General features: G+C 71.6%; 29 protein-coding genes. 14 read left to right on the top strand and 15 right to left on the bottom strand.

Features of this window, described 5'->3' with window-relative positions:
• Positions 1-179: 179 nt before the first annotated feature.
• Positions 180-1,976: a pyridoxal phosphate-dependent aminotransferase gene (locus ORI94_RS04695; protein ID WP_266072719.1), complete on the top strand. Its 1,797-nt coding sequence runs from the start codon at positions 180-182 to the stop codon at positions 1,974-1,976.
• A gap of 19 nt (positions 1,977-1,995) precedes the next feature.
• Here ORI94_RS04695 and ORI94_RS04690 read toward each other — a convergent pair whose 3' ends face one another.
• Genes ORI94_RS04690 through ORI94_RS35475 form a run of 3 tightly spaced genes read right to left on the bottom strand, consistent with a single transcriptional unit; the run spans position 1,996 to position 4,927 of the window.
• Entirely contained in the window at positions 1,996-3,429 is a 1,434-nt protein-coding gene (locus tag ORI94_RS04690) for a family 43 glycosylhydrolase (RefSeq protein ID WP_266072718.1), read from the bottom strand.
• Positions 3,411-4,322 (bottom strand): arabinan endo-1,5-alpha-L-arabinosidase, encoded by a 912-nt coding sequence (locus ORI94_RS04685; RefSeq protein ID WP_416237780.1) that lies wholly within the window; start codon positions 4,320-4,322, stop codon positions 3,411-3,413. Before ORI94_RS04685 ends, ORI94_RS04690 begins: the two co-directional genes overlap by 19 nt.
• Positions 4,247-4,927 (bottom strand): ATP-binding protein, encoded by a 681-nt coding sequence (locus ORI94_RS35475; RefSeq protein ID WP_416237774.1) that lies wholly within the window; start codon positions 4,925-4,927, stop codon positions 4,247-4,249. Before ORI94_RS35475 ends, ORI94_RS04685 begins: the two co-directional genes overlap by 76 nt.
• Between ORI94_RS35475 and ORI94_RS04675 the strand changes: the two genes are divergently transcribed.
• A complete protein-coding gene (locus ORI94_RS04675) occupies positions 4,926-5,252 on the top strand; it encodes a DUF397 domain-containing protein (protein WP_416237773.1) in 327 nt (108 codons plus the stop codon). The genes ORI94_RS35475 and ORI94_RS04675 overlap by 2 nt on opposite strands.
• Positions 5,240-6,784, top strand: a complete 1,545-nt coding sequence (locus ORI94_RS04670; protein ID WP_266072714.1) for a fused MFS/spermidine synthase — start codon at positions 5,240-5,242, stop codon at positions 6,782-6,784. The genes ORI94_RS04675 and ORI94_RS04670 overlap by 13 nt, the downstream gene beginning before the upstream one ends.
• Before the next feature lie 1,024 nt (positions 6,785-7,808).
• Here ORI94_RS04670 and ORI94_RS04665 read toward each other — a convergent pair.
• Entirely contained in the window at positions 7,809-7,979 is a 171-nt protein-coding gene (locus ORI94_RS04665; RefSeq protein WP_042169969.1) for a hypothetical protein, read from the bottom strand.
• A 174-nt stretch (positions 7,980-8,153) separates the two neighbouring features.
• Between ORI94_RS04665 and ORI94_RS04660 the strand changes: the two genes are divergently transcribed.
• The 11 genes from ORI94_RS04660 to ORI94_RS04610 all read left to right on the top strand — a co-directional run bounded on the left by ORI94_RS04660 (position 8,154) and on the right by ORI94_RS04610 (position 14,379).
• Entirely contained in the window at positions 8,154-8,474 is a 321-nt protein-coding gene (locus tag ORI94_RS04660) for a gas vesicle protein (RefSeq protein ID WP_042169967.1), read from the top strand.
• A 34-nt stretch (positions 8,475-8,508) separates the two neighbouring features.
• Entirely contained in the window at positions 8,509-8,970 is a 462-nt protein-coding gene (gene gvpJ / locus ORI94_RS04655; protein WP_266072706.1) for a gas vesicle protein GvpJ, read from the top strand.
• A complete protein-coding gene (locus tag ORI94_RS04650) occupies positions 8,967-9,722 on the top strand; it encodes a GvpL/GvpF family gas vesicle protein (RefSeq protein WP_416237772.1) in 756 nt (251 codons plus the stop codon). The genes gvpJ and ORI94_RS04650 overlap by 4 nt, the downstream gene beginning before the upstream one ends.
• Position 9,723: 1 nt before the next feature.
• Positions 9,724-9,996 carry a gas vesicle protein GvpG gene (locus tag ORI94_RS04645; RefSeq protein ID WP_266072704.1) on the top strand — a complete coding sequence of 91 codons (273 nt, stop codon included), beginning with the start codon at positions 9,724-9,726 and terminating at the stop codon, positions 9,994-9,996.
• Entirely contained in the window at positions 9,996-10,868 is an 873-nt protein-coding gene (locus tag ORI94_RS04640) for a histone protein (RefSeq protein ID WP_266072703.1), read from the top strand. The genes ORI94_RS04645 and ORI94_RS04640 overlap by 1 nt, the downstream gene beginning before the upstream one ends.
• A 6-nt stretch (positions 10,869-10,874) precedes the next feature.
• A complete protein-coding gene (locus ORI94_RS04635; protein WP_266072701.1) occupies positions 10,875-12,038 on the top strand; it encodes an SRPBCC family protein in 1,164 nt (387 codons plus the stop codon).
• Positions 12,035-12,394, top strand: a complete 360-nt coding sequence (locus tag ORI94_RS04630) for a gas vesicle protein (RefSeq protein WP_266072699.1) — start codon at positions 12,035-12,037, stop codon at positions 12,392-12,394. Before ORI94_RS04635 ends, ORI94_RS04630 begins: the two co-directional genes overlap by 4 nt.
• Positions 12,391-13,245, top strand: coding sequence for a GvpL/GvpF family gas vesicle protein (locus ORI94_RS04625; protein ID WP_266072697.1), 855 nt, complete (start codon positions 12,391-12,393; stop codon positions 13,243-13,245). Before ORI94_RS04630 ends, ORI94_RS04625 begins: the two co-directional genes overlap by 4 nt.
• A gap of 3 nt (positions 13,246-13,248) precedes the next feature.
• Positions 13,249-13,476, top strand: coding sequence for a gas vesicle protein (locus ORI94_RS04620; RefSeq protein WP_257849268.1), 228 nt, complete (start codon positions 13,249-13,251; stop codon positions 13,474-13,476).
• Complete coding sequence (locus tag ORI94_RS04615; protein ID WP_257849267.1) at positions 13,473-13,751, top strand: gas vesicle protein K; 279 nt, start codon at positions 13,473-13,475, stop codon at positions 13,749-13,751. The genes ORI94_RS04620 and ORI94_RS04615 overlap by 4 nt, the downstream gene beginning before the upstream one ends.
• Positions 13,752-13,917: 166 nt before the next feature.
• A complete protein-coding gene (locus ORI94_RS04610; protein ID WP_266072694.1) occupies positions 13,918-14,379 on the top strand; it encodes an Asp23/Gls24 family envelope stress response protein in 462 nt (153 codons plus the stop codon).
• A gap of 102 nt (positions 14,380-14,481) precedes the next feature.
• Here the strand turns inward: ORI94_RS04610 and ORI94_RS04605 are convergent, their stop codons facing one another.
• The 11 genes from ORI94_RS04605 to ORI94_RS04555 form a co-directional block, all read right to left on the bottom strand.
• Positions 14,482-15,783 (bottom strand): lytic transglycosylase domain-containing protein, encoded by a 1,302-nt coding sequence (locus ORI94_RS04605; RefSeq protein ID WP_266072692.1) that lies wholly within the window; start codon positions 15,781-15,783, stop codon positions 14,482-14,484.
• A 127-nt stretch (positions 15,784-15,910) separates the two neighbouring features.
• Positions 15,911-16,711, bottom strand: a complete 801-nt coding sequence (locus ORI94_RS04600; protein ID WP_266072690.1) for a hypothetical protein — start codon at positions 16,709-16,711, stop codon at positions 15,911-15,913.
• 65 nt (positions 16,712-16,776) lie between these two features.
• Positions 16,777-17,328 (bottom strand): nuclear transport factor 2 family protein, encoded by a 552-nt coding sequence (locus ORI94_RS04595; protein WP_266072688.1) that lies wholly within the window; start codon positions 17,326-17,328, stop codon positions 16,777-16,779.
• 26 nt (positions 17,329-17,354) lie between these two features.
• The gene (locus tag ORI94_RS04590; RefSeq protein ID WP_266072686.1) at positions 17,355-18,032 is read right to left on the bottom strand and encodes a hypothetical protein; all 678 of its coding nucleotides are present in this window, start codon (positions 18,030-18,032) and stop codon (positions 17,355-17,357) included.
• Positions 18,029-18,571, bottom strand: a complete 543-nt coding sequence (locus ORI94_RS04585) for a hypothetical protein (protein WP_266072684.1) — start codon at positions 18,569-18,571, stop codon at positions 18,029-18,031. Before ORI94_RS04585 ends, ORI94_RS04590 begins: the two co-directional genes overlap by 4 nt.
• Positions 18,568-19,869, bottom strand: a complete 1,302-nt coding sequence (locus ORI94_RS04580; protein ID WP_266072682.1) for an MCE family protein — start codon at positions 19,867-19,869, stop codon at positions 18,568-18,570. Before ORI94_RS04580 ends, ORI94_RS04585 begins: the two co-directional genes overlap by 4 nt.
• Positions 19,866-21,296 (bottom strand): MlaD family protein, encoded by a 1,431-nt coding sequence (locus ORI94_RS04575; RefSeq protein WP_266072680.1) that lies wholly within the window; start codon positions 21,294-21,296, stop codon positions 19,866-19,868. The genes ORI94_RS04580 and ORI94_RS04575 overlap by 4 nt, the downstream gene beginning before the upstream one ends.
• A gap of 8 nt (positions 21,297-21,304) precedes the next feature.
• On the bottom strand, positions 21,305-22,348 hold the full coding sequence (locus tag ORI94_RS04570; protein WP_266072678.1) for an MCE family protein: 1,044 nt from the start codon (positions 22,346-22,348) through the stop codon (positions 21,305-21,307).
• The gene (locus tag ORI94_RS04565; RefSeq protein ID WP_416237771.1) at positions 22,345-23,478 is read right to left on the bottom strand and encodes an MCE family protein; all 1,134 of its coding nucleotides are present in this window, start codon (positions 23,476-23,478) and stop codon (positions 22,345-22,347) included. Before ORI94_RS04565 ends, ORI94_RS04570 begins: the two co-directional genes overlap by 4 nt.
• Positions 23,475-24,542: an MCE family protein gene (locus tag ORI94_RS04560; RefSeq protein WP_266072674.1), complete on the bottom strand. Its 1,068-nt coding sequence runs from the start codon at positions 24,540-24,542 to the stop codon at positions 23,475-23,477. Before ORI94_RS04560 ends, ORI94_RS04565 begins: the two co-directional genes overlap by 4 nt.
• Entirely contained in the window at positions 24,539-25,828 is a 1,290-nt protein-coding gene (locus ORI94_RS04555) for an MCE family protein (RefSeq protein WP_266072672.1), read from the bottom strand. Before ORI94_RS04555 ends, ORI94_RS04560 begins: the two co-directional genes overlap by 4 nt.
• Position 25,829: the final 1 nt, after the last annotated feature.

Raw genomic sequence — 25,829 nt, 5'->3', positions numbered from 1 at the left:
CGGGGGCGCGTGACGCGTACACCGCGCCGGGGGTTCACGTCGTCACACTTTTCTCACACCGGTTGAACAGCGCCACACCTCCCTTCGTATGTACGGGTGGCCCGTGCTCCCCCGCGCGGGCCACCCACGCATGACGGGCCCGGTACGTCCCCGGCGGGCCCGCCGTACACGGAGGTTCCATGGCCGACAACGTCACCTCGTTGTTCCGCAGCACCGCGGCGCACAGCCCCTCGATGGCTGCGCTGGCGCGGGAGAGCGACGGGGCCGGCCCGGTGGACTTCTGCATTCCGTGCAATCCGTACTTCCCCACCCCGGCCATGTTCGAGGACATGGCGGCACGGCTGCGCGACATCATCACGTACTACCCGAGCAGCGCCGACACCATCACGGCCGAGCTGTGCAGTCTGCTCCGGCTCCCGCCGCAGTGCGTGGCGATGGGCAACGGCTCGACGGAACTCATCACCTGGATCGACCACCTGCTGGTCCGCGAGTCCCTCGCCGTCCCCGTCCCCACCTTCGGCCGCTGGACCGACCAGCCCATGGAGACCGGCAAGCGGGTCGACATGTTCCCGCTCCAGGAGTCCAGCGGCTTCGCCCTCGACCTCGCCCAGTACGGCGAGTTCATCCGGGCGCGGGGCACCAGGGTCGCGGTGATCTGCAACCCCAACAACCCCGACGGCGGGTTCCTGCACAAGCACGCGATCGTGCAGTTCATGGACGCGATGGCCGACCTCGACCTGGTGGTGATCGACGAGTCGTTCCTGGAGTTCGCCGATGCCGAGGTGGAACCGTCGGTGGTGCAGGAGGCGATGCTGCGCCCCAACGTCATCGTCCTGCGCAGCCTCGGCAAGAACTTCGGGCTGCACGGCATCCGTTTCGGCTACCTCGTCGCCAACCCCGCGCTCGCGGGCCGCGTCCGCTCGATGCTGCCGAAGTGGAACCTCAACTCCTTCGCCGAACACGTGGTGTTCATGCTGAAGGAGCACGGCGCCGAGTACCAGCAGAGCCTGCACCAGGTGCGCCGCGACCGGATGGACATGTCCGGCCAGCTCTCCTCCCTGCCCGGTCTGACGGTCTACCCGTCCCAGGGCAACTTCCTCTTCGTACGCCTCCCCGTGGGCGCCGAGGGCACCGTGGTCCGGGACCGCATGCTCACCGAGCACCGGCTCCTGGTCCGCGAGTGCGGCAACAAGATCGGCTCGTCCAGCCGCTTCCTGCGTCTCGTGGTGCGTCCGCAGGTGGACGTGCGCCGCCTGGTGTCCGGCCTGGAACAGGTGCTCTACGGGACCTCCAGGAGGGGAGCCGCCGTGCCCGAGCAGGCCACGGGGAGCGGTTACAGCTCGGGCACGGCGGCCGTGGACCGCCTGGTCGGCGAGACCAACGGCGCCGGCGTCCAGAGCCTCGCCGCGCAGGCCCTCGGGGCCGGTGCGGGTGTCCCGGGCCTCCCCGCCGCTCCGGCCGCCGGCGTCGGCATGCCGCTCACCGCCGCCCCCTCCCCGGTTCCGGTGGGCACGGGCGGCGGGATGCCGATGCCGGCGGCAGCCTCAGCCTCGTCGGGGCCGCAGCAGATGCCGCAGCAGGTCTCCTCGCCGGTGTCACCGCCCCCGCCCCCGCAGCCCGTGCAGCCGCAGCCCGTGCGGCAACCGGTGCCTCAGCCCGTACCGCAGCAGGTGCCGCCGCACATCCCTCAGCCACCGGTCCCCCAGCAGATGCCGCAGCAGATGCCGCAGCAGGTGCCGCCGCAGCCCATGGCTGCTCCGGTCCCGGCACCCGCGCCGGCCCCGATGCCCGCCGCGGCCTCGTTCGCCCCTTCACCGATGCCCACCGGACCCACCCCGCCCGGTGTCCCCGCCCGCGGCGGCCTGACGGCGGCGCAGGTCAGGGGCACCGACGGCCTCTCCCCGGCCCCGGCGTCCGGCTGGCCGGCCGGGGCGCAGAGCTGGCCGGAGGCGGCGGGCGTCGGTCAGGTGGTCTGACGCCCGCCGCCTCCGCCGGTCAGGCCGGATCGAGCCGCCACTGCTGGCAGTGGTTGTTCAGCCAGGTCCACTGCCGCACGTCGGCCGAGTCGGCGGTGGAGCAGTCGGCGACGTCGGCGACCTTGCCGGTGGCCTGGTTGACGATCCGGACGTGGCCGCCGTCGGTGGCGACGAACCGGAACCGCTGGCAGGTGTTGTCCAGCCACGACCACTGGCGCAGGCCGGCCCCGTCGGCGGCGGAGCAGTTCTCGGTGTCCAGCACCTTGCCGGTGGAGACGTTGACCAACCGGTGGGTGTCGTCGCCGAGGTCCTCCAGCCGCCAGCGCTGGTGGGCGCCGCCGTTGCAGGTGTACTGCTGCACGTCGGCTCCGTCGGCGGACGAACTTCCGGCGACTTCGAGGCACTTGCCACTGTTGCGGTTGGCGAGGGTGTAGGTGGTGGAGACGGCCGACGGCTCGCCCGAGGGCCCGGTCCGGCTCGCCCCGAGCCGCACGGGCGTACCGAGATTCGGTGAACCGTCGGAGTTCCAGGTGAACTTCTGCGCCCGCGCGGTGCGCCCGTTGTCGCAGCCGTCCGACGCCGAGTCGTTGGCGTGGTAGACGATCCAGTTCTCGCTCCCGTCCGGGGAGGTGAAGAACCCGTTGTGCCCCGGCCCGTACACGCCGTTGCCGTCGCTGCGCTGGAAGACGGGCGTGGGCTTCTTCGTCCAGGAGGACGCGGAGGTGGGGTCGGAGCCGGTGAGGGAGAGCTGGCCGAGCTTGTAGTCGGGGGTCCAGCAGCCGCTGGCGGAGTAGATGAGGAAGGTCCGCCCGTCCCGTTGCAGGATCTCCGGCCCCTCGTTGACGGCCGCGCCCTGCCGCTCCCAGCCGTGGGTGGGTGTGGACACGGTCGAGAAGGAGGAACTCACCGTGTAGGGGTTGGACATCCGGGCGGCGACCACGTTCTGCGTGTTGTTGTGCGTGCTGCCGAAGAGGTAGAGCTGCCCGTTGATGGTGGCGACGGTCGGGTCCAGCATCCAGGAGGAGTTGAGCTGCCCCCGGTAGGTGTACGGCCCCAGGGGGTCGGATCCGGCGCTCTCCAGGACGTGGCTGCGCTGGGTGGGGTTGTAGTCGGAGACGTTCTGCCCGGCGACGTAGTACAGGTACCAGCGCCCGTTGAGGAAGTGCAGTTCGGGCGCCCAGATGTTGCAGCACCGGGAGGCCGCGTCCCCCTGCCACACCTGCACGCTGGGGGCGGTGGTGAGCCCGGCGAGGGTGGCCGATTTACGGATGGTGATGACGTCGGTCCAGGACGTGCTGATCAGGTAGTAGTTGCCGTCGTGGCGGACGATCCAGGGGTCGGCGCCCTTCTGGGCCTTGACGGGATTGCTGAACGAGGCCGCCTGCGCGGAGGACTGCCCGAGCGAGAGGGCGAGCAGCAGTGCGGCCAGCAGGGTCAGTACGCGACGGGCCATCCGCTGCTCCAGTTCAGAAGGTTGATGCCGAGCTTGGGGGTGCCGTTGTCGCCTGCATCGTAGTAGTGGTAGACGATCAGGTCCCCGTCGACGTCGTTCATGATCGACTGCCCGCCGGGCCCGACGACGTTCCCGTGGGACTCGAGGACGGGCGTCCCGCCGTTGTTCATCATCGAGACGCCGTTCCTGTCGCGGTACGGCCCGGTGATACTCGTGGCGCGGCCGACCTTGACCTTGTAGGTGGAGCTGGTGCCGGCGCAGCAGGTGTCGTAGGACGCGAAGAGGTAGTAGTACCCGCCCCGCTTGACGATGAAGGGCGCCTCGACGGCCTTGGTCCCGGTGGGCCGGGACGCGAGGGAGTAGCGGGTGGTGTTGCCCGAGAGCTGCTTCCCACTGGACGGGTTGATCTGGATCATCTTGATCCCGGTCCACCAACTGCCGAAGGAGAGCCACCACTTGCCGTCGTCGTCGACGAAGAGGTTGGGGTCGATGGCGTTGTAGTCGCTGGAGGAGCCGGACGTGTAGACGGTGCCCTGGTCGGTCCAGCTCCCCGGCTGCCCGGTGCTGGAGGTGGCGAGCCCGATGGCGGAGGTGTTGGAGCCGAACGACGAGACGGAGTAGTACATCAGGTACCTGCCACCGTGGTACGAGATGTCGGGCGCCCACGCCTCCGGTACGGAGGAGTAGTTCCGCCACCAGGCCGGCCGGGAGGTGAAGGCGTCCGCCCCGGCGTTGAAGGCGGTGCGGTCGTTCGACGTCTTGTTGCTGATGCCGCCGCCGGTCGCGTACAGCAGGTACTGCCCCGACGCCGTCCGCATCATCGACGGATCGTGCGTGACGACGGAGCCGGTGACCCGGCCGGGGTTGGGGTACGCCGACGCGGTGGTCGGCATGAGCGCGAGCAGGGTGGCAGTGGGCAGAGCGAGGAGGACGGTGCGTGTGCGGAGGGAGCTGCGGCGCATGCGGGTCTCCTTGCGGTGGGGGTCAGAGCTCGTCCGTGGTGTCGAACAGCGATCGCAAGTTCGAACGGACCGTAGAATCGAACCTCTTGCGCGTCAATGGTCCTCGCAGCCCCCATTGACGCGGACCTCCGCGCGGCGAGCGCCTCGACCAGCAGGAGCCCGCGACCATGCCCGTCGAGAGGCGGCGGGGCGCCCACGCCACCGGGATGCGGGGCGCCCACGCCACCGGGATCAGGCGGACACGGCGGCCCGGTACGCGTGTCGGTCACCTCCACGAGGCCCCGGTCGGCGAGGCGGGTGAGCGCCAACTCGAAGTCCCGCCCCGGCACGCGGCCGTGCGTCACGGCGTTGGCGGCGAACTCGCCGACGGTCGACACGACGGCGTCGGAGACGTCCGTGCCGTACGGGACGCCCCAGGCGTGCAGTTGCCGCACGGCGAGGTGCCGGGCGAGCCTGGCGCCTCGCGGGGTGGAGCTGAACCGCCGGGTGAACACACGTACGGTAACCGGGTCTTGCTGTGCGGGCTGTGCGGTCATGCCTGTTGCAGCAGCTGCGGGGGGATCCGTGAACACCAGCGAGTCGTCCTGGTCCAAGTCGGCCTATAGCAGCAGTGGTTCCGGAGATTGCGCAGAAGTCGCCCTCCCCTGGCGCACATCCCGCTACAGCAGTAGCGGCGACGGCGTAGAGGTGGTGACCTGCCCCGCCACCGTCCATGTCCGCGACTCCAAGAACCAGCAGGGCCCGCGGCCGGCCCTCTCCCCCACCGCCTGGACCGGCTTCCTCGCGCACCTCACGAACCGACCGGCGGCTCCTCTCAACTCCGGTCTGCGGATGAGCCGCATGCGAGGATGTCACCCGTGACCGAATTGTCTTCCTCGCCCGCCGCCGAGGGCACGCCCCGCGACTCCGGACTGGGTCCCCGTGCCGCCGCCGTGCTCGTGTTCGGGTCCTCGGCCGCGGTCCTGGTGGTCGAGATCGTCGCTCTGCGGCTGCTGGCCCCCTACCTCGGCCTCACCCTCGAGACCAGCACCACGGTGATCGGCATCGCCCTCACCGCGATCGCCCTCGGCTCGTGGCTGGGTGGGCGCGTCGCCGACCAGGTCGATCCACGCCGGCTCATCGGACCCTCGCTCGGGGTGTCGGGAGTGGTCGTGGCACTCACCCCCGCCGTACTGCGCACCACCGCGGAGTGGACACCGGCGTTGCTCCTGCTGATCGCGTCGCTGACCATCCTCGTGCCGGGCGCGCTGCTCTCCGCGGTGACGCCGATCGTGACCAAGCTGCGTCTCACCAGCCTCGCCGAGACCGGAACGGTCGTCGGCCGGCTGTCCGGTGTCGGCACCGTCGGCGCCATCGCCGGCACCGTCCTGACCGGTTTCGTCCTCGTGTCGCGGTTGCCGGTCAGCGGCATCCTGATCGGCCTCGGAGCGCTGCTGGTGACCGGCTCGGTGCTGGTCGAGTGGCGAACGCGCCGGTGGGGCGGCACCCCTGCCCTCGCACTCGTGGTCGTGGCCGGCGGCCTCGCCACCACGGTCGCGCCCGGCGCCTGCGACGCGGAGACCAGGTACCACTGCGCACGGGTCGTCGCGGACCCCGACCGGGACAGCGGCCGCACCCTCGTCCTGGACGGCCTGCGGCACTCCTACGTCGACCTCGACGACCCGACCTTCCTGGAGTTCACGTACGTGCGCGCCCTCGCGTCGGTGGTCGACGCCGCCTTCCCCGAGGACGAGCCACTCGCCGCCCACCACCTGGGCGGCGGCGGGCTCACCTTCCCCCGTTACCTCGCGGCCACCCGGCCCGGCACGCGCAGCCTCGTGTCCGAGATCGACAGCGGGGTCGTGCGCATCGACCGCGACGAACTCGGCCTGGGACCGGAAGCCGGTATCGACGTACGCGTCGAGGACGGCAGGCTCGGCCTGCGGCGACTGGACGCCGGCAGCCGTGACCTCGTGGTCGGCGACGCCTTCGGGGGCGTCAGCGTGCCGTGGCACCTCACCACGGTGGAGGCGATGACCGACGTACGACGGGTGCTCGACGAGGACGGCCTGTACGTCGCCAACCTCATCGATCACGGTGGCCAGGCCTTCGCACGCGCCGAAGCAGCCACCCTCGGCGAGATCTTCGAGCACGTCGCCCTCGTCGGCGAACCCGCCGACATCGGCCTCGACCCGACCGCCACCCCCGGGGGCGGCAATCTGGTGGTGCTCGCCTCCGGCCGGCCGGTCGACCTCCGCGCGGCCCAGGAAGCGCTGGACGCCCGGCAGACCGGTTGGAAGATCGCCGCCGGCGACGACCTCACCTCCTGGATCGGCGACGCCCGACCGCTCACCGACGACTACGCACCCGTCGACCAGCTCCTCCAGCCCTCCGGCCCACGAAGCAGCCGCTGACGTCTTCTCAGCGACCATCACTTCCAGCAGGGCTTTCACCCCGCCCTCGCGCCTTCGCGTTCTCTTGCACCAGTACCGGAGTGCCCGCCGGTCCCCCTCGTGATGGTGCGGGGCGCGCGCGGTGGTCCCCGCCCACAGCTTGTCCATCTCGGAGTGCGGGCAGCCCAGGCCGAGCGCCACCGAGATCTCCGTGACGTACGGCGTGGGGTCGGGGTTGAGCGTCGCCGCCCGGGTCGTCCCGTCGCGGGAGCGGTGGGTGCAGCATCCGGTGGGAGCCGGCGAACGGCTCCTCCGTCGTGGGCTTGGCCCGCTGGGCGCCGCGGATCCGCGCGGCGAGGGTGATCGTACCGCTGGCCCGGACCACGGCGGCGTCCGGGCCGTCGGGGCGGGCGGCCTCCCAGGCGAGCAGCCAGGTGTCGTCCTCCGCCGCCAGCCCGTCCAGCTCCCCGACGGCCATCGACCGCCGGTCCCGGTTCCGCCCGCTGCCCCGCAGCAGCTCGGCCGCAGCGTGCCAGTCGCCGCCGCCCACGCGGCTCAGCTCCGCTTCCCAGCCCGCGGGCAGCGGGCAGCGGGCAGCGGGCCGACGTACTCGGTGTTCCGCCGGTCGGCGGGCGGCAGGCCGGGTCTCCCGGCCGCCTCGGCGGCGTCCTCGTCATGGGTCGGGGCGCGGGGTGGGCAGGCGGGCCGGCGGGCAGGGCCTTCAGGGGCATCCGCGCACTCGGTGAACGCGCCACAGCCGAACCCAGGAGCTTTCACGCATGCCGCAACACAGCACCCTCAGTCCCCACAGGACCGGCGCCATCGCCCGCGCAGCCCTCTCCCCCAGCAGAACCTGGGAGTGGTCATCGCTGAGAGAACGTCACTGAGCCGTTCCGCAGTGGGCGCGCCGGGTGTGGCCGAACACGCGGGGTTCTCCCGCGATCTCGGGATGCCGGTCGGATGCGGGAACCGGCGGGGCATGCGTGCGGGGTGGCACCGGAGAACAAGTCCGGTACCACCCCGCACGCATGTGGGTACGGCTGGTCTACCAGCGGTACCACCGGCCCCTGTTGCCGCCTGCGCCTGTGGAGCGCATGACGAAACCGAGCAGCCACACGGCGAGCACGATCACCGCCACGATCCACAGGGCCTTGAGGGCGAATCCGGCGCCGAAGAGAACCAGGGCCAGAAGAAGAACAAGAAGCAGGGGAACCATGATTATCAACCTCCGATGGAGCGAATGCCCCGGAGTTCTCACACCACGCACATGACTTGATGTTTCTTTCACCCCGCAGGGGGAAAACACGCGCTCCTACGACGACGTGATGCGCGCCCGCACCGATGGGTCCGCTCAAGATGCGCGGCCGACAGGAATGGCGAAACTGGCCATATGGCAGAACCACGTCGCACATCCGCCGGGAGTACCAAAACGGCGTCCGCTCGCCGTACCGGATCCGCGCGAGGACCCGATCACGCGGCCCGTGCCGCCCTCCAGACCCTGGAAGGGCTGATCGATCACCCGGCGGAAGGCGTGTCCGCTGTCCGGCGTTCCGACGACGGCTGGTGTGTGGTGGTGGACGTTCTGGAAGTTCCGCGGATTCCCGACACCACGAGCCTCCTGGCCTCCTACGAGGTGCAACTCGACCGGGCCGGCGAACTCCTCGAGTACCGCAGGGTCCGCCGCTACCGGCGAGGTGCGGCCGACGAGTGATCCGTGTTCGTTCCCTCTGCTGGAAGGACCTTCCATGCCCGTGACCACCTACTCCGACGAAGTAGTGGCCTGCCCGCCTCGCGCCGGCACGTTGTACGACGTGCTGGAACTGATTCTCGACCGCGGCATGGTCATCGACGTGTTCATAAGGGTCTCGCTGGTCGGGATCGAGATCCTCAAGATCGACGCGCGCATCGTCGTCGCGAGTGTGGACACCTATCTGCGGTTCGCCGAAGCGTGCAACCGGCTGGACCTCGAGCGCGATTCCGGCAGCACCACGGTCCCCGAACTGTTCGGCGGCGGTGCGGCCAAGGCCGTCGGCAAGCGCAAGGTGCGCAGGGCGGCCGACACCGTGGGCGACACCGTGCGCAAGGCGGTCGGCGGCGGTGACTCGTCCGACGACGAGGACGAGGGCGAGGACGAGGGCGAGCAGCAGGAACGTCCGAAGAAGCGCGCCCCCGCGCGCAAGAGCAGCCGACGCCGCGTGGAGGCATGACCGCGATGGCCGGCGGTGTGTACGTCTACGCGATCCTGCGGGCGGGAACGGCGCTCCCGAAAGGCCTCGGCGGTGTGGGCTCCCCGCCCGCCCGGATCCGGACGGTCGGGCAGGGCCCGCTCGAGGCGGTCATCAGCGACGCGCCGCCCGAGCTGCGCGCGCGGCGTCGCGACCTGCTGGCACACCAGGAACTCCTCATGCGCCTGATGGACGAGGGGCCGGTGCTGCCCATGCGGTTCGGCATGGTCGCGCCGGACGAGGAAACGGTCCTGCAGCAGCTGGCCGCCGCCGGGTCCCGTCATGCGGTCACCCTGGAACAGCTGGACGGCCGCTTCGAGATCAACGTCAAGGCGTTCCCGGCGCAGAACGCGCTGGCGGCCCTCGTCGCCGAGGAGAAGGACGTACGGCGGCTTCGCGATGCCGCGCGGCGGCGCCCCGGCTACGAGGCCAGCATCAGGCTGGGCGAAGCCGTCACCACCGCACTCACCCGCAGAGCGGCAGCGGCGGGACAGCGCCTGCTGCGCGACCTCACACCCGGGGCCCGCGCCGTGGCAACGGGCCCCGCCGTCCCGGGTTGCGCCCTCAACGTGTCCTTCCTCGTCGACCGCGGCGACAGCGACACCTTTCTCACCAGGGCCCGGACCGTCGCGGACGCTCATCGGGAGCACATGGAGGTCCGGCTCGCCGGCCCGCTCCCCTGCTACAGCTTCGTCTCGTCGGAGGCCCGCCCCCTACCCGTGGGCGGGGCGTGACATGGGACTGATCACCGGCCTGCTCACGCTGCCCATCGCGCCGGTCCGTGGCGTGGTCTGGGTGGCCGAGAAGCTCCACGACGCCGCCGAGCGCGAGTTGCACGACCCCGCCGTGCTGCGTACCCAGCTGGCGGTGCTCAACCAGGAACTCGAGGCGGGCGACATCACTCTGGAGGAGTTCGAACGGGAAGAGGAACGGCTGCTCGACCGGCTGCACGCCGTGCGGGTCCGCCGACCTGGCGAAGAGCGATCGCGATCGAAGGTGACGTGCTGATGGAAGACCAGTCCAAGGTTGTCCTGGGGGCCGCCCTGCTCGGCGGCTACGTGCTGGGCCGGACCAAGAAGGGGCGGGTGGCCATCAGCGTCGCCACGTACCTGGCCGGCAGGCGATTCGGCCTGGAGCCCCGCCAACTCGCCACGGAGGGAGTGCGCCGGCTCGGTGAGCTTCCCCAGTTCGAGGAACTCCAGAAACAGTTCAAGGGCGAGCTCCTCGACGCGAGCCGCAAGGCCGCGACCGCCGCAGCCAACCGCAGCATGAACTCGCTGGCCGACGCGGTCAGCGCCCGCACGGCCCGTCTCCTCGAACCTCAGCAGGACAAGGACGAAGACGTCGAGGAGGAGCCCGAGGACGAGTACGAGGGCGAAGAGCCACCGGAGGACGAAGGCCCGGAGGACGAAGGCCCGGAGGACGAAGGCGAGGAGGACGAAGAAGAGGAGGACGAAGAAGAGGAAGAGGAGGAAGAGGGACCCAGCGGAGAGGAGGAGGAAGAGGAGGAAGGAGGCGAGGAGGAAGAGGGACCCAGCGCAGAAGAGGAGGAAGAGGAGGAAGAGGAGGAAGGAGGCGAGGAGGAAGAGGAGACCCCCGAGCGGAAGCCGGAGAAACGACCGTCGGGAAAGCGTGCCCCCAGGAAGACCCCGGCCAAGAAGTCCGCTCCGGCCAAGAAGACCGCGGCCAAGAAGACGGCTCCCGCGAAGAAGACGACCGCCAAGAAGTCCGCTCCGGCCAAGAAGTCGGCCCCGGCCAAGAAGTCGGCGTCCAAGAAGACCGCGGCCAAGAAGTCGGCTCCCGCGAAGAAGACGACGGCAAGCACGTCGTCGTCGGCGGCGAAGGGGACCGCATCCAAGCGCACGAAGTCTCGGAGGTAGTGAGTCATGGCCAGGACGAAGAACGAGGAACCCGAGGCTGAGGAGTCCGGACTGGGCAGGCTCCGGCAGGAGATGTCCGGCTTCCTCGGTGCGCAGGCGGAGAAGCTGGCCGGGAAGGCGGGGGACAAACTGACCGACGTCACGAGCCGGCTGACCGACGTCGCGGAGAACGGCGGTTCCCTGCCCGCGATCGGATCGCGCGTCCTCAAGGGTGAGTCGCCGGTGAAGGCGTTCGTCTCGGAGAAGGCCAAGGGCGTCAAGGACAGCGTCGTGGACAAAGCCAAGGAGACCTTCGGCGGCGGGGGAAAGGGCAAGCGCAAGTCGGGCGGCGGCAAGCTCATGAACATCATCGAGGTACTCGATGTGGGAGTGCCTCTGCGGACCGCTTACGACCACTGGACCCAGTACGACAAGTTCAGCGGTTTCGCCAAGGGTGTTCAGGACGTCTCGATGGACGACGAGACGGGCAGCAACTGGAAGGTCAAGATCGGGCCGTCCTCGCGCAGCTTCAAGGCGACGGTCCAGGAGCAGGTGCCCGACGAGCGCATCGTGTGGACGTCGGAAGGCGCCAAGGGCACCACGCGGGGTGCCGTGAGCTTCCACGAACTGGCCCCGTCCCTCACCCGTATCGTCCTGGTCCTCGAGTACTACCCGGCCGGGTTCTTCGAGAAGACGGGCAACCTCTGGCGTGCCCAAGGGCGCCGTGTGCGACTGGACTTCAAGCACTTCCAACGGTACGTCACGCTCACCAACGAGGAGCCCGAGAGCTGGCGCGGCGAGATCCGTGACGGAGAGGTCGTCAAGTCTCACGAAGAGGCCATGGAGGAGGAGGAACAAGAGCGCGAGGAAGGCGAAGAGGGCGAGGAGGGCGAAGAGGGCCCGGAGGCGGAGGCGTCCGAGGACGAGGAAGAAGGCGAGGACGGCTGGGAGGACGAGGAAGAGGAGGGAGAGGGACCCAGCGGAGAGGAAGAGGAGGAGGAACCGGAAGAGGACGGCGAGGCCGAGGACGATGAACTGACGGGCGAGGACGAAGAAGAAGAAGAGGAGGACGAGGAGGAACCGGAAGAGGAGGAACCGGAAGAGGGCGAGGAAGAAGAGGAAGAAGAGGAAGAGAACCCGCCCAAGAAGCGTGCGGCCCCCGCCAAGCGGCGCTCCCGGAGGGCCCGGTGACCGACCTCGACTTCAGGCAGGACGCTTGCTCCCCTGTCCCCGGGCCGCGGAACACCGACCTAGCCGACATCCTCGAGCGTGTGCTCGACAAGGGCATCGTGATCGCCGGCGACATCAAGATCGACCTTCTCGACATCGAGTTGCTGACCATCCGGCTGCGTCTCTTCGTGGCGTCCGTGGACACCGCGAAGAAGGCCGGCATCGACTGGTGGGAGACCGACCCGGCACTCAGCTCCCGGGCGGCGCGAAGCGCTCTGCAGGCCGAGAACCGCGAACTGCGCGCCCGCCTGGAGGAACTCGAGTCCACCTCCGCATCCGCATCCGCATCATTGAGCCGGGGAGAACCAGAGGAATGACGGAGCGCAGTCCCAAGGCTTCGGAGACACCGGAGACATCGGAGGCCGGCGCCCTCTACGTGTACGCGGTCTGCCGCGCCGACGGAGGTCCGGTCCTCGACGGGGTGGCCGGGGTGGCCCGGGGCGAACCTCTGCGTTCACTGCCCTTCGGTTCCCTCACCGCGATCGTGCAGACCGTCCGGGCGGCCGAGTTCACGGACGAGGCCTGGCAGGAGCGTCTGGCGGACGAGCCCGAGCTCGAACGGTACGCACGCGCCCACCACGAGGTCGTGTCGGCGGTCGCCGCCCAGGCTCCCACGGTCCCCCTGCCGTTGGCGACGCTGTACAACGACGAGGACAGGGCCAGGCGTGCGCTGGACAACGAGTCGGCGCGCTTCCACACCGCCCTGAGACGCATCGCGCACCACGCCGAATGGGGCGTGAAGGTCTACGCGGCCGCCGCTTCGGGCGAGGACGCTTCGGGCGAGGACGGCGGGAGAACGGCGCAGCGGCCGGGCCCGCCGGGCGACCGGGGCAGCCGTCCGGCTCCGGGGGCGGGGCGGGAGTACCTGGAGCGCAGACGGAACCTGCGGGCGCGGCGCGAGCAGCACAGGGAGGACTCCCTGCGCGTCGCCGAGACGGTGGACGCGCAGGTGTCCCGCATCGCCACGGCGTCCCGCCGGCTCCGGCCGCACGCTCCCAGGACTGCGGGCGGCGACCACCGGGTCCAGGTCCTCAACGCCACCTACCTGGTCGCCGAGCACCGGTCGGCCGAACTGGACCTGCTGGCAAGGGATTTGCGGAAACGTACCGGCGCGCGGATCGAACTCTCGGGCCCGTGGGTGCCCTACTCCTTCGTGGGCGAGGTGTGAGACATGACGCACGAAGCGGTGCCCTGGGACACACCGGGCCCCTTGAGCGGTCCCATCGGGGTGCCGCTGGTCGATCTCCTGGACCGGGTCCTGGCGACCGGGGTCGTCGTCAGCGGGGACCTGGTCATCGCGATCGCCGATGTCCCGCTCGTACGGGTCTCGTTGCACGCCCTGCTGTCGTCGGTCAGCGAACGCGTGCCGGCCCCGTGGGCCGACAGCGGGCCGCTGTGACGGCCTCGCGGGTGGACCTGGACTCCGAGCAGGTGGGACGCGATCTCGTCACCCTGGTCCTCACCGTGGTCGAGCTCCTCCGCCAGCTGATGGAACGGCAGGCCCTGCGGCGCATCGACCAGGGCGACCTCACCGACGACCAGACCGACGAGATCGGCACCACGCTCATGCTGCTCGACCAGCGCATGACGGAGCTCTGCGAGCAGCACGGCGTACGCCCGGAGGATCTCAACCTCGACCTGGGACCGCTCGGCACCCTGCTGCCCCGGGACTGACGGGGCGGCGGTGCGGGCGGCGCAGAGGAGGCGAAGCCGCCGGTCACCACCCGAATGGCGGATGACCGGCTTCCGGAGCACAGTGGAAACGAGGGCGCAGAGCGGCAGAGGACATCCGCCGGCTCCGGACCGCCCTCTCACCGAACGAGGCTGTGCGAGGGAACTCATGACGACGACGACCGGCAGTCGGAGCGGTACCGCACTGGACACGAGCGGCGCCGAGGGTGCGACCCGCGGAACGACCACCATCGCGGACACCGTGGTCGCGACGATCGCGGGCATAGCCGTGCGTGAGACCGAGGGGATCCACGCCCTCGGCGGCGGCGCCTCGCGAGCGCTGGGAGCGGTCAAGGAGAAGGTGTCCCGCTCCAGCGATCCGAGGCGCGGCGTGAAGGTGGAGGTGGGCGAGAAACAGACCGCCATCGACGTCGACATCGTGGTGGAGTACGGAGCCCGGATCCGGGACACCGCGAAGGACCTCCGTGACCATGTCACGGACGCGGTCGAGACGATGACCGGGCTGGAGGTCGTCGAGATCAACATCAGGGTGCTCGACGTCCATGTCCCGGGCTCCGACGAGGACGACGAGGACACGGAGGGCTCTTCCTCGTCGTCCCGCGTCCAGTGACACGGCGGCCTTCGTGACGTGCGGCAGGCTCCGCGGTACCCCCGGAAGACCTCTTTGCTGACGGGGCTCGAAGCCCTCCGGCACCCGCGGTACGGAACGCACTCACACGCCCGGCTCCCCCGTTCGGTCCTCCGCGTCCACCGCGTCGGTGGTGGGAGTGGCCGGGGCTGTGGGGCAGGGGGTGGCAGTGGGGGAAGCGGTGGGGTCGGGGGACGGGGATTCGGGGGCCGGGGTGCAGTCGTCCGGGTCCGTGGGGGAAGGGCCCGGGTCGGAGGGGGACGGGGTCGGGTCGGAGGGGGTCGGGGTCGGGGTGTCCGTCGGGGATTCGTCGGGGGGATCGGGGGTCCCGCTCGTCGGGGGGTCCGTAGGGGTGGAGGGGGCCGGTGACGGGGACCTGGTGGGGGACGGGGACGGGGGCCGGGTGGGGGTCGACGGAGTGGTCGGGTCCGGGCCGATGATGATGCCGTCGTCCTTGCCGGCGGTTCCGCCGGTTCCGTTCTCCTTGTCGGCGGGTTCCGTGGCCGGGGTGTCGCCGCCGGCTCCGGGGCTCTTCGGGATGACGCCCTTGCCGTCGGGGACGGTGCGGACTCCCCTGCTGTAGAACTCCAGCCAGTGCCTGACCAGGTTCAGGTAGGCGCGTGAGTGGTTGTAGCTGAGGATCGCCCGGTCCAGGTCCGCGGCCCGTGCCAGGTTCCGGTCGCCCGCGCATAGGTAGTGGCCGGCGGCCAGGGCCGCGTCGAAGATGTTGTTCGGGTCGGCTCGGCCGTCGCCGTTGCCGTCCACTCCCCAGCGGGCCCAGGTGGACGGCAGGAACTGCATCGGGCCCACCGCGCGGTCGTAGACCGTGTCACCGTCGTGGGCGCCCCTGTCCGAGTCCCGGATCAGGGCGAAACCCCGGCCGTTGAGCGGCGGTCCGGTGATACGGCCCAGCGTGGTGCCGTTCCGGTCGACCGCTCCGCCGCGCGCCTGGCCCGACTCGACCCTGCCGATTGCCGCGAGCAGTTCCCAGGACAGCCGGCAGCCGGGGTCCGTCCTGCCGACGGAGGTCTCGGCGGCGCGGTAGGCGCGCAGCACGGTGGCCGGGATGCCGGACTGGGAACGTAGGTTCCGAATGATCACCGGGGCGGCCGACGCGACGTCCGGGTCCCTCAGGGGCGGGAGTTCGGTGTGGTAGGAGCCCTCGCCCGGAGGGGCCGGTTCGGCGTACGGGCCGCTCCCCGCCGTCGATGCGCGGTCGTCGTCGGTGGAGGGGGTGACGCGGGCGTCCCTCACGTCCGGGGTGAGGCCGGGCGCCTGGGAGGCGGTGAGGGCCGCCACGGCCGTCACGGCGAGGGCGGTCGTCCGCAGTCTCCTGCGGGCCCCGCCGGAGCGCCGGTGGCGTGGGCGTGCACGGCGTACGGACATGTCGGTCACTCCTGTCGGGACGGGCTCGGGTGCGGGGCGGGACCGGGCGGGACGGGGCGGGGCGGGGCGAGGCAGAGGGAGGGTGCGGCTCGGGCAGGGGTGGGCCGCGGGCGTACCGGGGCCGGTCTCAGCGGCCGAAGGTGTCCAGGGCGAAGACGCGCCAGCGGCCGTCGCGGTGGACCATGTCGACGGCGAGCATGGCACCGGCGTACACGCCCTCGTCCTGCTCCTTCTTCGTGGCCTTTCCGTCCTCGTCCTCGTCCTCGTCCGTGGCCGGCTCGGTTCCCGCGGTGGCCACGCTGCTCTGGTCGGCGTAGACGAGGACCCGGGCGCGGTCGCCGTCGACGCGTTCGACCGCGCTCTCGGTGACCGTCGTGGTGATCACCGCCTTCTGCTCGTCGGCCCGCTCGCGGACGTCGGTGAGCAGCGTGTCGTGCTGGTCGACGGCCTTCTCCGTGAGGAGGTCCTTCGCGGCCTTCTCCAGGGCGCCGGGATCCGTGTGGTCGTAGGAGAAGAGCGCCTCGACGGCCTTGGACGCCTGTCCTTTGATCTCACTGGTACGGGCGAGGTCGGTCAGGGCCGTGTTGCTGCGCGCGGGGTCGTCCCGGAGTGCCTCGGCCCTCGCGTGGGCCCAGCCGGCGAAGCCGCCGAGGAGGAGGGTGAGGGCGCAGAGCAGCGCGAGGGGGAGGGCGGGGCGGCGGCGGGAACGGAGGCGGGAGCCGGGGGCGAGGTCTTGGGGGGTGCTCCGGGTGCTCCGGGTGCTCTTGTCGGTCGTGGTGCCGGTCTTCTGACGGGATGCCGGCCCGTCCCTGGTCGGGTCGGCGGCCGGAGCGGGGAGGAGGGTCGTGCCGCCCGTGCGGGATCCGGGGCGGGTTTCGCGGGCCTGGCGGCGGCGCTGGCGGTTGATGTGGTGACGGGTCGTCGACATCGTGCGGTTGTCCTCCTCGGTGCGGCGGCTCGGCGTCTCGGTGGCCTGCGCGGTACGGGGCCGGGTCAGCCGGCCGACGCGCCGCCCACGGGTGCCTGGCCCAGCGCGCTCAGCTTCCAGCGGCCCTCGGTCCGGGTGAGTTCGCCGAGCATCCGGCTGTCCTTGTCGGTCTTCGCGCCGTCGGCCGCCCTGACGGAGACGCGCAGGGCGATCAGTACGCGGGCGCGGCCGGCCCGGTCGTCGAGCTCGGTGACGGCGCCCGACAGCACCCGGGCCGTGGTGACCGTCTCCGCCGCCTTCACCTGTTCGGCGAAGTCCGTCCGGCCGGAGGCCAGTTGTTCGTGCAGTTCTCCGGTGGTCGACGACTCCCACAGGTCGAGTCCCCGGTCCACGTTCCGGTGGTCGAGCGTGTTGAGATTCTGCACGGCCTGTTCCCCGGCGGCGAGTGCCTCGTCCCGCTGCACGGCGTACGCGGCCCGGTCGTCGTGGGCCGCGTCGTACCAGTCCTGGCCCGCCCGTGCCGCGAAGCCGCCGGCCAGGAGGGCGAGGGCGAGGAGCAGGGCCGGCAGCGGCCGGGTACGGGCGCCGGTGAGGGCGGCGCGGACCGCGTGTTTCATGGGGTGCTCCAGTCTCCCGCGCACGGTCAGCGGGCCTTGATGTCGGTGATCCGCCACTGGTCGTTCCCGAGCCGTGCCGTGACGGTGAGTTGGGCCGCCGCGGTGGAGACCGCGTCCGCGTCCGCCGCGTCCTCGCCGCGGTGGGAGGTCTGGTCGAGGAAGACCAGCAGGCGGGCCGTGTCTCCGTCGAGTTCGATCACTCCGGCACGGGCGACCCGGGTGCTCAGGGAGACGCGCTGCTCGGTGAGGTCGTCGCGGACCTGGTCGAGGAGCGCCTGGTACTGGCGGGCGGCACGGCCGCCGAGAACGGTGCGGGCGGAGCGTTCGACGGCCTCGGTGCCGCCCGGTGTGTAGGAGAAGGCGCGGGCCAGGGCGTTGCCGACCTCGCCGGCCACACGGTCGGTGGCCTCGGTGTCGGTGAGCGCCCGGTTCTGGGCGTGCGGGGCCGAACGCAGCTGGTGGGCGCCGTGGAAGAAGCCGCCGCCGGTCAGGAGGAGCAGGACGACGGAGACGGCGAGGACGACTCGTCGGCGGCGTTCTGCGGGGAGGGGGCGGGCGTCGTCCGGGAGCGTGGCGTCCGGGTCCGGGGCCTCGTCCGCCTCCCTGGCGGTTTCCGGTTCCGTGACCTCCTCGCCCGCGCCCGGGGCGGGCTCCCGGGGGCCGCGTCCGGTCCTGCGCAGCAGCCGCGTCGGCGTCGGTGTCATCGGCCGCCGTCCTCCTTCTTCTCCGGCGTCGTCGCCCTCTCCGCCGTGACCGGGACCGCGCTCAGGGCCTTCACCTTCCACTCCCCCTCGTCCGTGCGGGCCAGGACGGCCTCCAGGCGTTTGCGGTCGATGGCCGGCTGCTTCGTGCCGGCGGGGGTGACCTCGACGCGGACGGTGGCGATGAGCCTGGCCGTGCCGGTGCGGGTGTCGAGCGCGGTGAGGGCGGCCTCGGTGACCGTGCCGCGCGCCGACGCTCCCGCCCTGGCCCCGGTGCGGCCCAGTTCGTCGCGCAGCGGCCCGGTGGAGGCGGCACTCCAGGCCCGGATGCCCTGCTCGGCCCGCTGCCGGGTGGAGGCGTCGAGCGTGGTGAGGACGGTGATGCCCTCGCGTCCGTCGGCGAGCACCCGGTCGCGTTCCTCGCTGTGGGCGAGCGCGTCGTCGGTGCGGGCCTGCGCGTACGTCCACGCGCCGGTGCCGCAGAAGCCGAGCGCCAGGGCGAGCCCCGCGCCGGTGAGGATGCGGGACCTGTTCGTCTTCATCGGGTGCTCCCGGTGGCCGGAGTGAGGAGGCCCGTCAGGCCCGCCAGACCCTTCGGTGCCTCTCCGCCCTGGCCCGGCAGGGCGAGGGCGCCGGGGAGCGCGGCCGGTCGGCCCGTCTTCGCCCCGTCACCACCCCCACCGCTGCTGCCGGAGGGCAGGGTGCCGGGCTTGGCCGGGTCGGGCACCGGGCCCCCCTTCGGAGCGTTCGCCGAGCCTCGTACGTTGACCCCGTCCGCGGCGGAGGCCGTGCAGGCCGCCCCGGTGTTGAGGGCGGGCGTGGTGCCGAGGTCGAGGCCGTTGCGGTAGCGGGTGGCGCCGTACCCGTCGGTGCAGGGCAGGGGGTCGAAGAAGGTGACGGCCATGCCGAAGTTCAGCTTTCCTCCCTCGACGGCGGTGGCGCCGGCGGCGACGGCCGCCGGGACCTTCACCAGGAACTCCTCCGTGCCGCGCTGCCGGGTGACGGCGATCTCGGAGGTGGTGAGCAGGTTGGCGAGGACGACGCCGAGGCTCGGGTCGAGGTCCCGCAGGACGCCGCTGACCTGGGTGGCGGCCCCGGGGGTGACGGCGAGCAGGCGGCGCAGATCGGCGTCGGAGCCCTTGAGGGCGCGGGCCAGTTCCGTCGCCCCGGTGGCGAAGTCTCGGATGGCCCGTCCCTCCTCGGCCTGGGTGCGCAGGACCGTCTCGCCGTCGGTGACGAGCCGGGTGGTGGCCGGCAGGTTGCGGTCGGCGGCCACCACGAAGTCGCTGCCGCTGTCCAGCAGGACCTCGAGGTCGTCGCCGTGTCCTTCGAAGGCCTTGCCGAACTCGTCCACGACCGTGCGCAGATCCTCGAGCGGTACGGACCCGGCGAGGTCGTTCACACTGGTGAGGACGTCGGTGACGGGGGCGGGCACCTGGGTGTCGGCCTGTTCGATGCGGGTGCCCTCGGTGAGGTGGGGGCCGCCGTCGCTCTCGGGCCGCAGGTCGATGTACTGCTCGCCCACGGCGGAGAGTCCCGCGACCACGGCCCGGGTGTCGGCGGGGATCCTCGGGGCGGACTTCCTGATGCGGAGCTCGGCGACGACACCGTCGGCGGTGAGTCCGATCGGGCCGACGCGTCCCACGGACACACCTCGGTAGGTGACGTCGGAGTGGGTGAACAGGCCGCCGGTGTGCGGAAGTCGCACGTCGACGGTGTAGTGGTCGGCGACGCCTGCGTACCGGCCGAGGTCGGCGTAGCGGATGCCGAGGTAGGAGAGGGCGAGGACGGCGACGAGGAGGAAGGCCAGGTTCTTCAGCCGTACGGCGGGGGTGATCAACCGAGGTCACCTCCCGGTGCGGCCGTCGGGTCCGCCGTCGTCCCGGAGGCGGAGGGGGGAGCCGTGCCGGGGACGGAGGGCAGGGGCAGGGGGGACGGGTTCTCCCGGGAGGGCCCGCTCGACGGGGTTCCCGACGGCGTTCCCGGCCCGGCCTCCGGTGAACTGCCCGCCGGCCCGCCTTCCGGCGGGGCGGACTCCTGCCCCTCGCCGGGACCCTGTCCGCCGGCGGTCCTCCCGGCGGAGCGCCTCTCCCCCGCCGCTGCCGGGGAGGCCGGGTCCCGGGGCACCAGGGGCGGGATCACCCGGGTGCCCGGCACGGCGGCCATGTCCAGGTACACGTTGAGGTAGTCGCCCTTCACGCCTCGCATCACCTCGTCGGTGAACGGGTAGGTCAGCAGCACCTCGAGCGAGTCGGGCAGGTCCGCGCCCGCGTCCGCGAGGGCCTTCAGGGTCGGCGCGAGGGCCTTGAGGTCGGCGATCATGTCGTCCTTGCTCGCGTTGACGGTGGAGACGGCGACGCCGGAGAGGGTGTCGAGGGAGCGCAGCATGGTCAGCAGGGAGCCGCGTTGCTTCTCGAGCGTCTTCAGTCCCGGCGAGAGGTCGGTGAGGACGATGCCGACGTCGTCCTTGCGGGTGGCGAGGGTCGCGGAGAGGCGGTTGACGGCGTCGAGGGCGTCGGTGATGTCGCCCCGGTTGTCGTCGAGGTCGGTCACCAGGGTGTTGACCCGCTTCAGTACCGAGCGGACCTCGGGTTCACGGCCGCCGAGCGCCGCGTTGAGCTCCTGGGTGATGGTCTTGAGCTGGTTGACGCCGCCACCGTTGAGGAGCAGGGACAGGGCGCCGAACACCTCCTCGACCTCGGTGTCGCGGCTGGTGCGGGAAAGCGGGATGACGGCTCCGTCCTCCAGCGTTCCGCTTCCGTTTCCGCTCCCGGTCACGGCCGGGGGCTCGACGCCGGCCCCGACCGGGGTCTCGGCACCGGTCCCGGGAGCGGTGCCGGCCCCGGCTCCGGACTCCTGGGCGGGTGCGGCGAGTTGGACGTACTTCTCACCCAGCAGGCCGGACTGTTCGAGCCGGGCGGTGGAGTCGGCGGGCAGCCGCACGTCGCCGTTGATCCGCATGGTGACGCGGGCCGACCAGTCGTCGTGGCCGAGGTCGATGGCGGTGACCCGGCCGACGGCGACGTCGTTGACCTTCACCGCGGACTGCGGGACCAGACTGAGGACGTCGTGGAGTTCCGCGGTGACGGTGTACGGGTGGTCGCCGAGGTCGGCGCCGCCGGGCAGCGGCAGGTCCTCGATGCCGTCGAAGCGCGGGATGCCGGTGGTGACCGCGCCGAGGGCCAGGGCGAAGCCGAGGCCGAGGGCGGTCAGTCCGCCCAGGGTCAGACCGACGGCGCCGCCCGTGGTGCGCACGCCGCGTCTCATCGCTCCCCTCATCGCTCCCCCTTCCCGGAGCCCGCGGCCCCGTCGCCGCTCGCGGACGAGCCGCCCGTCTCGGGCAGGGGCAGCAGCGGGCCGCCCATGCTGATCTCGTTGAGGTTGGCGCGGCCGTCGAGGGTGCGGGTGTCGGGGTTGTAGGCGCCCACGAGGTTGCCCGCGGCCAGAGGTGCCACGTCCAGCGCCTCGGCCAGCGAGGCCCGCTGCTCGACGAGGGTCCGGGTGAGGGGGACGAGCCGGTCGACGTTCTTCTTCAGCTCACCCCGGTTGTCCTCGACGAAGGTCTTGACCTGGCCGAGTGCGGTACCGAGTTCCTCGAGCGCGCCGGTGAGGTCGTCCTTGTTGTCGGCGAAGAAGCCGACGACGACGTCCAGGCGTTCCTGCGCGGTGCGCACGTCGGTGTCCTTGTCCTTGAGCATGGTGGTGAACGTCTGGAGCCGGCTGAGCGTGCGGAAGAGGTCGCCGCTGCTGCCGTCGAGGGTCCTGGCCGCCTTGCCGAACTCCTCGATGGTGGTGCCGATGGCCTCGCCGTTGCCGTCGAGGTTGGCGGCACCGGTCGTCAGCAGCTCGGCCAGGGCGCCGGAGGAGTTGGCGCCGTCCGGGCCGAGTGCCTCGGACAGATCCGTGATCGACTCGTAGAGCTGGTCGATCTCGACGGGGGTGAGGTTGCGGGAGGCGGGCAGTACGGCGCCGTCGGCCAGGGCGGGGCCGGTGCTGTGGGCGGGGGTGAGCTGTACGTAGCGGTCGGCGACGACGCTCGGGGCGACGACGACGGCCCTCGCGCCCTCGGGAACCCTCACCCCCTCGTCGACACGGAGGCCGACCCGTACCGTGGTCCCCTGCGGGGTCACCGACTCCACCTCGCCGACCCGTACGCCGAGGATGCGCAGGTCGGACCCGGCGTAGACGCCGACGGCGCGGTCGAAGTAGGCGGTGACGCGGGTGCCGCCGGGGTCGAGGACGCGGGCGGTGACCAGACCGCCGGCGACGAGCACCGCGAGGGCGAGCACGCCGGTGAGGAGTTTTCCGCGTCTGTTCATCGTTCACCCACCGTTCCCCGGGCTGCCGCCGCCCGCTGTTCCGGCGGCCGGCATCCGGTCTCGGGCAGGGACGTCTCGGGCAGGTAGGAGCGGGGGACGACGCCGCACAGGTAGCTGTCGAACCAGCGGCCGCTGCCCAGGGTGTTGCCGACGAGGCGGTAGTACGGCCCGACCAGCGCGAGGGTCCTGCCGAGCTGGGCGTTGTTCTTCTCCAGGACGCCGGTGACCCGGCCGAGGGCCTTGAGGGTGGGGCCGAGCTGCTTCTCGTTGTCGTCGACGAGGCCGCCGAGTTCGGTACCGAGCTTCCTGCTGCCCTTGAGGAGGGCGCGTATCGCGGCGCGGCGGTCCTTGAGTTCGCCGAGCAGGGAGCCGCCGTCCTCGATGAGGGTCTCGAAGCTGGACTGCTTGTCCTGCAGGGTCTTGGTGAACGTGGCGCTGCCCTTGAGGAGCTCGGCGAGTTCCGCGTCGCGCTCGGAGACGGACTTCGACAGTGCGGACAGTCCGACGGCGGCGTTGCGCACATGCGGCGGGGAGTCCTTGAAGGTGTCGGAGATGGTCTCGAAGCTCTCCGCGAGCTTCTCCGTGTCGATGGCGTCGACGGTGCCGCCGAGGTCCTGGAAGGCCTGCGTCACGTCGTAGGGGGAGGTGGTGCGGGACAGCGGGATGCGGCTGCCGGGGTCCTGGCGGGCGGAGCCGAGCGGGTCGAGTGCCAGATACTTGTCGCCGAGGAGGGTCTTGACGGCGATGGCGGCGGTCGTCCGGTCGCCGATCCAGGCGTCCTCGACCTCGAAGGTGACCTTCACCCGGTCGCCGTCGAGCCCGACGCCGGTGACCCGGCCGGCCTTGACGCCGGCGATGCGCACCTCGTCGCCCGTGTCGAGGCCGGCCGCCTCGGAGAAGTCGGCGCTGTAGGAGGTGCCGCCGCCGAGCGGCAGCCGCTCCGCGTTGAGGACGAGGGCCGCGAGCAGGGCGAGTCCGAGCAGCCCGGCGACGGCCACGGCCACGGGGTCGCGTTCCTTGACCGGCCTGATGCGCGGCCGCCGGGGCCTGGCGGCCGCCGGACCCGCCCTGTCGGCCGGGCCGGACCCGTCGGACCCGCCCTTCCCCTCACCTCGCGCGAAGAGCCTCATCCCCGGCACCTCGGTTCGGTGATCGCGATCCCGGTCGGCGGCTCGGAGCCGTCGGAGGTGGTGACTCCGCTCACGCGTGCCTCGCAGAGGTAGAGGTTGAACCACGAGCCGTAGGAGGACAGACGGGCCAGGGCGGTCATCTTGGCGGGGGTGCGGTCGAGGAAGTCCTCGATCCGCGGGGTGTGTTCGCCCAGGCCCGTCGAGAGCCGGCCCAGTTCGCGGATGTCCCGCTTCAGGGGCTCGCGTCCGTCCTCGAGGAGGTCGGCGGTGACGGTGGTCAGGTCGCCCATGGCCCCGACGGCCCTGCCGAGTGGTTCACGGTCGTCGTCGAAGCCGGTGACGAGTTCCTGCAGGGTGACGACGAGGTCGTCGAATTCGGCCTCCCGGTCGTTGAGGGTGTCCAGGACGGTGGTGAGGTTGCCGACGACCTGGCCGATCACCTCGTCCTTGGCGGCGACGGTGGTGCTGAGCGAGCCGATGTGGCGGATCAGGCTGTCGACGGTGGCGCCCTCCCCCTGGAGGACCCGCACGATCGATCCGGCGAGTTCGTTGACGTCCTTCGGGGAGAGTCCTTCGAACAGCGGCTTGAACCCGTTGAAGAGCAGGGTCAGGTCGAGGGCGGGGGTGGTGCGGTCGAGCGGGATGGTGGAGCCCGGTTCGAGGGCGCCGGTGAGGTCGCCGCTGCCCCGGTCGAGGGCGACGTAGCGCTGGCCGACCATGTTGAGGTACTTCACGGCGGCGGTGGCCGACCGGGGCAGCCGGCGGTCGTCGCGGACGGTGAACGTGACCTGCGCGGTGCGTCGTCGGACGACGCGGACGTCGGTCACCTCGCCGACCTTCACCCCGGAGATCCGCACGCTGTCGCCGTCGAGGAGCCCGGTGACGTCGGTGAACAGGGCCTTGTAGGTGCGGGTGCCGGAGCCCACGCCGGTGTCGGCGACGCTCAGGCCGAGCACGGCCGTGGCGAGGGCGGTGACCAGGACGAAGACGAGGGACTTGAGCAGCGGCCCGGTCAGCGGGCGGCGCCGGGTGTGCGCGTGGTCCAAGGCGGCCGGGGTGGTCATCCGAGGGTCACCTCCGTACCGCGGTAGACGGGGCCGACGAGCAGACTGCTCCAGTCGGGCAGGTCCGCGGGGCTCCTGCCCGCGGCGGGGGCGAGGAGTTCGTTGACCAGGGCGTTCTCCTGCGGGGAGTTGGCGGGCCCGAGGTCGTCGTCCGCCCCGGCCCGCGTCCCCGCGCCCGTCCCCGCCGGTGCCTGTACGGCCGGCCGGGCGGACGCGCCGGGGTAGGGCACCCGGGGGCAGCGGGGGCCGCCGCCGGAGTCGTACGACGGGGTGTCGCGGCCGGGGACGTAGGCGCCGCGCGAGGCGACGGTGGTGACGTCGACGTGGATGCCGGGCCGGTCGGTGCCCTTGCCGAGCGCCTTGTCCATGGCGGGCACGAACTCGGCGAGGGTGCGCAGCGTGCACGGGAAGGAGGGGGAGTACTCGGCGAGCAGTTCCAGGGTGGGTCTGCCGCTCGCGGCGAGCCGGATGATGTTGTTCTCGTTCTTGCGCAGGAAGGCCGTCATGTCCTCGGCGGCCCGGGTGGTGGCGCCGAGGGTGCCGGCGAGTTCGGCCTCCTGCTCGGCGAGGGTGCCGCTGGTGGTGGTGAAGTCGGTGAGTGCCGTGATGATGTCGGGCGCGGCGTCCGCGTAGACATGGCTGACCTTCACGAGCTCCTTGAGGTCGCGGTTGAGGGTGGGCAGGTGGGGGTTGAACTCCCGCAGGTGGTCGTCGAGTACGCCGAGGGTGTCGCCGAGCCGGTCGCCGCGTCCCTCCAGGGCCTGCGAGACGGCCGACAGGGTGGCGGAGAGCTTCTGCGGCCGGACCGCGGTGAGCACCGGCAGGACGTTGTCGAGGACCTGCTGGAGTTCGACGGCGTTCGCGGAGCGGTCCTGGGGGATGACCGCTCCGGCAGCCAGCGTCCGGCCGTCCGAAGGGTTCTCGGGCGGTACGAGGGCGACGAAGCGTTCTCCGAACAGGGTGGTCGGCAGCATCTGGGCGCGTACGCCGGCCGGGACGTCGTCCAGGGCACCGGGTTTCATCGCAAGGGTCAGCCGGGCGCCGTCGCCGGTGGCGTCGATGGCGCGGACCTCGCCGACGACGACCCCGCGCAGTTTGACCTCGGCGCCGGGGTGCATCTCGTTGCCGACGCTGCCGGTCTCGACGACGACCGGGTCAGAGGCGGTGAACCGCTTGTCGTAGACGGCGACGGCCAGCCAGATCAGCAGGGCGGGCACCAGCAGGAACACCACCCCGGCGCTCCGGCGGCGCAGCGTTTCGCCTCGTGGGCGTCGTGGCCGGCTCATG

The organism is Streptomyces sp. NEAU-W12 (assembly GCF_026242095.1).
Lineage (GTDB): Bacteria > Actinomycetota > Actinomycetes > Streptomycetales > Streptomycetaceae > Streptomyces.
Note: the sequence above shows the minus strand (reverse complement) of the source record. Positions and strands in the feature narration are given on the sequence as shown.

Bases quoted from the DNA above. Each gene is read 5' to 3' on its own strand.
- ORI94_RS04695 (WP_266072719.1), top strand. From the start codon at position 180: ATGGCCGACAACGTCACCTCGTTGTTCCGCAGCACCGCGGCGCACAGC.
- ORI94_RS04690 (WP_266072718.1), bottom strand. From the start codon at position 3,429: ATGGCCCGTCGCGTACTGACCCTGCTGGCCGCACTGCTGCTCGCCCTC.
- ORI94_RS04685 (WP_416237780.1), bottom strand. From the start codon at position 4,322: ATGCCGACCACCGCGTCGGCGTACCCCAACCCCGGCCGGGTCACCGGC.
- ORI94_RS04675 (WP_416237773.1), top strand. From the start codon at position 4,926: ATGCCTGTTGCAGCAGCTGCGGGGGGATCCGTGAACACCAGCGAGTCG.
- ORI94_RS35475 (WP_416237774.1), bottom strand. From the start codon at position 4,927: ATGACCGCACAGCCCGCACAGCAAGACCCGGTTACCGTACGTGTGTTC.
- ORI94_RS04670 (WP_266072714.1), top strand. From the start codon at position 5,240: ATGTCACCCGTGACCGAATTGTCTTCCTCGCCCGCCGCCGAGGGCACG.
- ORI94_RS04665 (WP_042169969.1), bottom strand. From the start codon at position 7,979: ATGGTTCCCCTGCTTCTTGTTCTTCTTCTGGCCCTGGTTCTCTTCGGC.
- ORI94_RS04660 (WP_042169967.1), top strand. From the start codon at position 8,154: ATGGCAGAACCACGTCGCACATCCGCCGGGAGTACCAAAACGGCGTCC.
- gvpJ (WP_266072706.1), top strand. From the start codon at position 8,509: ATGCCCGTGACCACCTACTCCGACGAAGTAGTGGCCTGCCCGCCTCGC.
- ORI94_RS04650 (WP_416237772.1), top strand. From the start codon at position 8,967: ATGACCGCGATGGCCGGCGGTGTGTACGTCTACGCGATCCTGCGGGCG.
- ORI94_RS04645 (WP_266072704.1), top strand. From the start codon at position 9,724: ATGGGACTGATCACCGGCCTGCTCACGCTGCCCATCGCGCCGGTCCGT.
- ORI94_RS04640 (WP_266072703.1), top strand. From the start codon at position 9,996: ATGGAAGACCAGTCCAAGGTTGTCCTGGGGGCCGCCCTGCTCGGCGGC.
- ORI94_RS04635 (WP_266072701.1), top strand. From the start codon at position 10,875: ATGGCCAGGACGAAGAACGAGGAACCCGAGGCTGAGGAGTCCGGACTG.
- ORI94_RS04625 (WP_266072697.1), top strand. From the start codon at position 12,391: ATGACGGAGCGCAGTCCCAAGGCTTCGGAGACACCGGAGACATCGGAG.
- ORI94_RS04620 (WP_257849268.1), top strand. From the start codon at position 13,249: ATGACGCACGAAGCGGTGCCCTGGGACACACCGGGCCCCTTGAGCGGT.
- ORI94_RS04610 (WP_266072694.1), top strand. From the start codon at position 13,918: ATGACGACGACGACCGGCAGTCGGAGCGGTACCGCACTGGACACGAGC.
- ORI94_RS04605 (WP_266072692.1), bottom strand. From the start codon at position 15,783: ATGTCCGTACGCCGTGCACGCCCACGCCACCGGCGCTCCGGCGGGGCC.
- ORI94_RS04600 (WP_266072690.1), bottom strand. From the start codon at position 16,711: ATGTCGACGACCCGTCACCACATCAACCGCCAGCGCCGCCGCCAGGCC.
- ORI94_RS04595 (WP_266072688.1), bottom strand. From the start codon at position 17,328: ATGAAACACGCGGTCCGCGCCGCCCTCACCGGCGCCCGTACCCGGCCG.
- ORI94_RS04590 (WP_266072686.1), bottom strand. From the start codon at position 18,032: ATGACACCGACGCCGACGCGGCTGCTGCGCAGGACCGGACGCGGCCCC.
- ORI94_RS04585 (WP_266072684.1), bottom strand. From the start codon at position 18,571: ATGAAGACGAACAGGTCCCGCATCCTCACCGGCGCGGGGCTCGCCCTG.
- ORI94_RS04575 (WP_266072680.1), bottom strand. From the start codon at position 21,296: ATGAGACGCGGCGTGCGCACCACGGGCGGCGCCGTCGGTCTGACCCTG.
- ORI94_RS04570 (WP_266072678.1), bottom strand. From the start codon at position 22,348: ATGAACAGACGCGGAAAACTCCTCACCGGCGTGCTCGCCCTCGCGGTG.
- ORI94_RS04565 (WP_416237771.1), bottom strand. From the start codon at position 23,478: ATGAGGCTCTTCGCGCGAGGTGAGGGGAAGGGCGGGTCCGACGGGTCC.
- ORI94_RS04560 (WP_266072674.1), bottom strand. From the start codon at position 24,542: ATGACCACCCCGGCCGCCTTGGACCACGCGCACACCCGGCGCCGCCCG.
- ORI94_RS04555 (WP_266072672.1), bottom strand. From the start codon at position 25,828: ATGAGCCGGCCACGACGCCCACGAGGCGAAACGCTGCGCCGCCGGAGC.